This window comes from Inquilinus sp. NPDC058860, assembly GCF_042743185.1.
In the GTDB taxonomy this organism is placed as follows: Bacteria; Pseudomonadota; Alphaproteobacteria; order DSM-16000; family Inquilinaceae; genus Inquilinus.
In genome coordinates, this window is sequence record NZ_JBHYMS010000113.1 from 1 (window position 1) to 6,782 (window position 6,782).

At 73.2% G+C, this 6,782-nt stretch carries 1 protein-coding gene; it reads right to left on the minus strand.

What is annotated here, in order from left to right; all coding sequences use genetic code 11:
- Window positions 1-6,782 (minus strand): amino acid adenylation domain-containing protein (locus tag ACFW16_RS35670; RefSeq protein WP_380313859.1); only part of this gene is annotated, 6,782 nt, incomplete at both ends.

A 6,782-nucleotide genomic window follows, 5' to 3' on the forward strand; every position in this document is an offset into this window, starting at 1 on the left:
CCACACCGACACGTCGAAGCCGTAGGGCGTCTTCTGCAGCACCCGGTCCCCCGGGCCGATGCCGTATTCCGCCTGCATCCATTGCAGCCGGTTCAGCAGCCCCTTGTGGCTGTTGCCCACCGCCTTGGGCTTGCCGGTCGACCCCGAGGTCGTGATGCAGTAGGCCAGGCTGTCGGCATGCCACTCCACCGCCGGCGCCCGGTCCGGGTACCCGGACAGGTCCCAGCCCTCCAGCGCCACCACCTCGACGCCGTCAGGCAGCCGGTCGGCGAGATGCGCCTGGGCCAGCACCAGACGCAGCCCGGTCTCGGCGATGGTGCCGGCCAGCCGCTCGCGCGGATGCTCGGGGTCGAGCGGCAGGTACGCCCCGCCCGCCTTGGCGATGCCGAGCAGCGCCAGCACCATCTCCACCGACCGTTCCGCCGCCACGCCGACCAGCACGTCCGGCCCGACACCGCGGGCCGCCAGCGCCTGCGCCAGCTGGTTGGTCCGCCGCTCCAGCTCGGCGTAGCTCAGCCGCTCGGCGCCGAACACCAGCGCTTCCGCCTCCGGCGTCGCCCGCGCCTGACGCTCGATCAGCGTCAGCACCGTCGGCACCGCTTCGTAGGCGATGTCCGTCCCGTTCCAATCCGACAGGCGCCGTTGCTCTTCCTCGGTCGGCAGGACGACGCGGCCGAGCGGTGTCGCCGCATCCTCGGCCAGCCGCCGCAGCAGCGCCTCGAACTGGCGTATCAGCCGCTCGATCCGGTCCCGGTCGAAGGCGTCGCGCCGCCAGCTCCAACCGATCTCGACATCTCCGCCGGCCTGGACCGTCAGCGTCAGGGCATAGTTCGTGGTCTCCAGGTTCGAGACCTGGCCGAAGCGCAGCCCCTGGCTGTCGCGCTGCCGCAGCGCCTGGTCGACGGGATAGTTCTCGAACACCAGCAGCGTGTCGAACAACGCCCGACCGCCCTGACCGGCCCAGCCCTGGATCTCGTACAACGGCGTGTGCTCGTGCTCGCGCAGCGCCGCGTTCTCCGCCTGCAGCTGCCGCAGCCAGTCGCCGATGCCCTGCGCCGGGTCCAGCGCCGGCGCCACCGGCAGGGTGTTGATGAACAGCCCCAGCAGCGCCTCGGCATCCCTGAGATCCGCCGGACGCCCCGACACCGTCGCCCCGAACACCACCCGACGCTGACCCGTGGCCCGCGACAGCAGCAGCGCCCAGGCCCCCTGCACCAGTGTGTTCAAGGTCACGTGCTCGCGACGGGCGAAGGCCTTGAGGGTCTCGGTCGCGGCCGCATCCAGCCGCAGCTTCCGGCTGTCATGCCCCGCCTCCGGCGCCGGCACGGCCGAGGCCGGCAGCGCCGTGGCCAGCAGCGTCGGCTCCTCCACCCCGGACAGCCGCTCCCGCCAGAAGCCCTGGTCCGTCGCCTGGTCCCGCCGGCCCAGCCAGGCGATGTAGTCCCGGTACCGGCCCGCCGGCAGCGCCGGGGTCGTGCCGTGGTACCGCGTCAGCACCTCGCCGATCAGCCGCGACGTGCTCCACCCGTCCAGCAGCAGATGGTGGCTGGTCAGGATCAGCCGGTGCCGGTCCTCCGCCGTCCGCACCAAGAGCACCCGCAGCAGCGGCGGCGCGGCGAGGTCGAAGCCCCGCGCCCGGTCCGTCGCCGCAAGCTCGGTCAGCGCCTGTTCCAGATCCGGCTTGCCGCGCCAGTCCAGTTGCTGCACCGGCGACGGCACCCGCCGCCGCACCAGCTGCAAGGGCTTGTCGCCTTGCCACAGGAAGCCGGTGCGCAGGATGGCGTGGGCCTCCACCGCCGCCTCCCAGGCCCGGGCGAAGCGGCCGGCATCCAGCCCGTCCACATCCACCCGGATCTGCGTCACGTACAGCTCCGGCACCTGCAGGCTGTGGAACAGCATCCCCTGCTGCATCGGCGACAGCGGATACAGGTCCTCGATCTCATGGGCCGGCACCGGCAGGGCGTCCAGCTCCGCCTGCGTCAGACCCGCCAGCGGCACGTCCGACGGCGTCAGACCGCCCGCCCCCGGCACGCCGCACAGCTCGACCAGCGCTGCCAGCTCGGATGCGAAGGCCCGGGCCAGCTGCTCGATCGTGCCGGCATCATGCCGGGCGGCGCTGTACAGCCAGGTCAGGCTGAGCGTCCCCTCGGAGATCTGGCCGTTCACCACCAGCTCGGCCCCGAGCGGCGAGCCGTCCGACTGGTCCCGGCCGGCGCTCTCCCGCGCCAGGGCGAACGCCCCCGCGGTCACCCCGTCGAACCGCCCCAGATAGTTGAACGTCACCGAAGGCCAGGGCAGACCCGACAGCACGGCCTGCACCTCCGGCGATCCCAGATGCCGCAGCACGCCGTAGCCGAGGCCGCGGTTCGGCACCGCCCGCAGCTGTTCCTTCACCGCCTTCAGCGAGGCTTCCAGATCCTCAGCCGGGGTCAGCCGTACCGGATACAGGCTGGTGAACCAGCCCACCGTCCGGCTGAGATCGAGACCGCCGAGCTCCTCCCGGCCATGGCCCTCCAGCGCCACCAGCGCCGAGCCCTGCCCGCTCTGCCGGCACAGCACCCGTGCCAGCGCCGTCAGCAGCAGGTCCTCCACCCCGGCCCGCCACGCCCGCCCCGCCGTCACCAGACGCTCGGTCAGGCCGGCATCGAAGCGCTGCCGGTGCTCCACACGCTGCGCCACCGTGTTCGCAGCTGCCGGACGCGCCACCGGGAACTCCGACGGTCCGTCCAGCACGTCCTGCCAGTAGGGCAGCTCGGCAAGAAGCGCCGGGCTCACGGCGTGAGCCTGCAGGGTCCTGCCCCAGGCGCCGAAGCTGCTGCTCGTCTCCGGCAGGACGATCGGCTCGCCCGCCAGCGCCTGGCCATACGCCGCCTGCAGATCCTCCAGCAGGATCCGCCAGGACACCCCGTCCACCACCAGGTGGTGGATCACCAGCAAGAGCCGCTGGGCGCCGTCCCGGCGCTCGGCCAGCACCGCCCGCAGCAGCGGGCCCTCGGTCAGGTCCAGGCTGCGCTGGGCTTCCTCCGCCACCGCCGTCTGCGCCGCCTCGTCGGCGACGCTGCGGACCCACAGCCACTCCTGCTCCTCAGGCTCGGCATAGGCCTGGGTCCAGGCGCCATCCTCACCCTGCACGAAGCGCAGCCGCAGGGCGGCGTGATGCCCCACCACCGCCGCCAGGGCCCGGCCCAGCGCGTCGGCGTCCATAGCCGCCCGCGGCGCCAGCAGCACCGACTGGTTCCAGTGGTGGCGCTGCGGGATCGCCGCCCCGAAGAACCAGCGCTGGATCGGCGTCAGCGGCGCCTCTCCCGTCGCCGTCTCCGGCACAACCGCGGCCGCCTCGCGGCCGGCCACCGCCGCCAGCCCCCGCACCGTCTGGTGCTCGAACAGCTGCCGCGGCGTCAGCACCAGACCCACGCGACGGGCCCGCGACACCACCTGCAGCGACAGGATCGAATCCCCGCCCAGCTCGAAGAAATTGTCGTCACGCCCCACCGCACCCAGGCCCAACACCTCCCCCCAGATCCCCGCGATCGCCCGCTCCGCCTCACCCTCCGGCTCCGCACCGCTCCCGCTCTCCCACTCCGGATCCGGCAAACCCTTCCGGTCCAGCTTGCCGGTCGGCAGCAGCGGCAGTGCCGCCAGCACCAGGATGCGCGACGGCACCATGTAATCCGGCAACTGGCCTGCGAGATGCGCCTTCAGCTCGGCTTCGAGGCCGCTGCCGGCCTCCGGCGCCGCGACATGCGCCACCAGGCGCTTGCCGCCGGGCGACGCCACCGCCGAGACCACCGCCCCGCGCACCCTGGGATGCGACAGCAGCCGTGCCTCCACCTCCCCGGGCTCGATCCGGTAGCCGCGGATCTTCACCTGATGGTCGGCCCGGCCGAGATACTCGACCGCCCCGTCCGGCCGCCACCGCACCACGTCCCCGGTCCGGTACATCCGGCTGCCCGATGGACCGTTCGGGTCCGGCACGAACCGCTCCGCCGTCAGGTCGGCACGGCCGACATAGCCCCGCGCCAGGCCGGAGCCGCCGATATAGAGCTCGCCCGCCACGCCCACCGGCACCGGCTGCAGCCGTCCGTCCAGCACATAGGCCCGGCGGTCGCCGACCGGCCTCCCGATCGGCACATAGGCCCCGTCGCAGGCGGTGTCGGCCAACCCCTTCCACACCAGCGGCGTCACCACCGCCTCGGTCGGGCCGTAGCCGTTGATCAGCGCCCGCGGCCGCAGCGCCCGGCGAACCCGGTCATACCCCGCCGCCGGCATCGCTTCGCCGCCGAAGGAGTAGAGGTCGACCGGCGGGCACCGGCCGGTCCCTTCGGCCCAGGCCGCCATCTCGTTGATGTAGACCGGCGGGAAGCCGGCATTGGTGACGCCGTGCCGGCCGATCGCCGCGAGCGTCTTCTCGGCCGGCCACAGGCTCTCGTCGCGCAGCACCAGGCTGGCGCCGCAGGTCAGCGCAGTCAGCCAGCGCTCATGCGCACCGTCGAAGCTGAAAGCGATGAAGTGGAACTCGCGCGAGCTCTCGTCCATGTCGTAGAGCGGCGCGGTCACCCGGCAATGCATGGCCAGCGGGCCGTGGGCGACGGCGACGCCCTTCGGCTTACCGGTCGAGCCCGAGGTGTAGATCACATAGGCCAGATTGTCCGGATGCAGCGCCACCGCCGGCCCCGCCTCGGCCTCCCCCGCCTCGACCAGAATCCGCTCCAACCCCTGCGGCAGCCTTCCAGCCAGCGACGCCTGGGTCAGCACCAGCCGCAGCCCGCTGTCCGCCGCCACCTCGGCCAGCCGTGCCACCGGCGCGTCCGGCGCCAGCGGCACATAGGCGCCGCCGGCCTTCAGCACCGCCAGCAGCGTCACCAGCAGCTCGACCGACCGCTCCAGCACCACCCCGACCAGCACATCCGGGCCGACGCCGGCCTGCACCAGCCGATGGGCCAGGTGGTTGGCCCGCCGGTCCAGCTCGCCTCGGCTGACCTCGCGGTCGCCGAAGATCACTGAGGTCCGGCCCGGCTCCGCAGCCGCCCGATGCCCGATCCAGTCCGCAACCGACCGGTACGGCTCCGCCTCATACGGCTCGGTCTGCCAGGCCGCGAGCTCAGCGAGATCCGTCTCTGCGAGCATGGAGATCGAACCGAGCGCGGCGCCCTCGTCCCCCGCCAGGCGGTCGAGCAGCGTGTCGAGATGGCGGGCCAGCGCCTCGACCCGGGCCGGCGTGACGGCGTCGCGGCGATAGCCATAGGCGATGTCGAGCGTGTCGCCGGCCTGGACCGCCAGGGACAGCGGATAATGCGTCGTCTCCACCGTCTCCGCCGCCGACACGAGCAGGTCGCCGCCGGTGCGCGCGGCACGATCGATCGGGTAGTTCTCGAACACCAGCAGCGTGTCGAACAGGCCCCCCTGCCCGCCCCAGCGCTGGATGTCTGAAAGCGGCGTGTGCTCATGCTCGCGCAGCGCCAGCATGACGTCCTGCACCTGGCGCAGCCAGTCGCCCACCCGCGCCTCGGGGTCGGGCTGCTGGATCACCGGCAGGGTGTTGATGAACAGGCCCAGCAGCGTCTCGGCGCCCGGCAGCTCGACCGGGCGGCCGGCGACGGTGGCGCCGAAGGCGACGCTCGGCTGGCCGGTATAGCGCGACAGCAGCAGCGCCCAGGCGCCCTGCACCAGGGTGTTCAGCGTGATGCGCTCGCGCCGGCAGAAGGCGGTCAGCCGGACGGTGCGGCTGGCGTCGCGGCGGGTGGCGAGGACGCCGTGCCCGTCGCCCCTCTCCAGTGGGGCCGGCAGCGCGTCGGCCAGCCGGGTCGGCGCCTCCAGCCGGGCCAGCTGGCCGCGCCAGAAGGCCTCGTCCGCCGCGGCGTCGCGGCCGGCCAGCCAGGCGATGTGGTCGCGGTAGCGGCCCGGGCCGACGGCCGGCGCCGTGCCGTGATACTGCGACAGCACCTCGCCGATCAGCCGCGACGTGCTCCAGCCGTCCATCAGGATGTGGTGGAAGGTCCAGACCAGCCGGTGCCGGTCCTCCGCCATCTGCAGCAGCAGCACCCGCATCAGCGGCGGCGCCGACAGGTCGAAGCCGCGCTCGCGCTCCCAGCGGGCGATCTCGGCGATCCCCGCCTCGTCAAGGCCGCTGCCGTCGCGGATCTCGACCGGCGCCGGCACGCTCCGCCGCACCAGCTGCAGCGGCGCCGGGCCGTCCCACAGGAAGCCGGTGCGCAGGATGTCGTGCCGCTCGATCGCGCCCTCCCAGGCGCGGGTGAAGCGGCCGGCATCGAGCGGTCCGTCGAAGGTCGCGAGGACCTGGTTGACGTAGAGCCCCGCCTCCGTCGCGTGCAGGGCGTGGAACAGCAGCCCCTGCTGCAGCGGCGACAGCGGGTAGGCGTCGACGATGTCCGGGACCGGCAGGGCGTCGATCTGCGCCTGGCTCAGCCCGGCCAGCGGCAGGTCAGACGGGGTCAGGCGCTCTGGCCTCGTCGCGACAATCGGGGCCGGAACGGCTGCCGGCTCTGCCCCCCGGCGCACCGCCGCGGCCAGGGCCCGGATGGTCTGGTGCTGAAAGGTGTCCCGGAGCGTCAGGACCAGCCCCTGCCGCCGGGCCCGGGCGATCACCTGCAGGGACAGGATGGAATCCCCGCCCAGATCGAAGAAATTATCGTCCCGACCCACCTGCCGCAGGCCCAGAACCTCCGACCAGATCCCGGCGATCGCCCGCTCCGCCTCGCCCTCCGGCTCCGCACCGCTCCCGCTCTCCCACTCCGGCTCCGGCAGCGCCTTGCGGTCCAGCT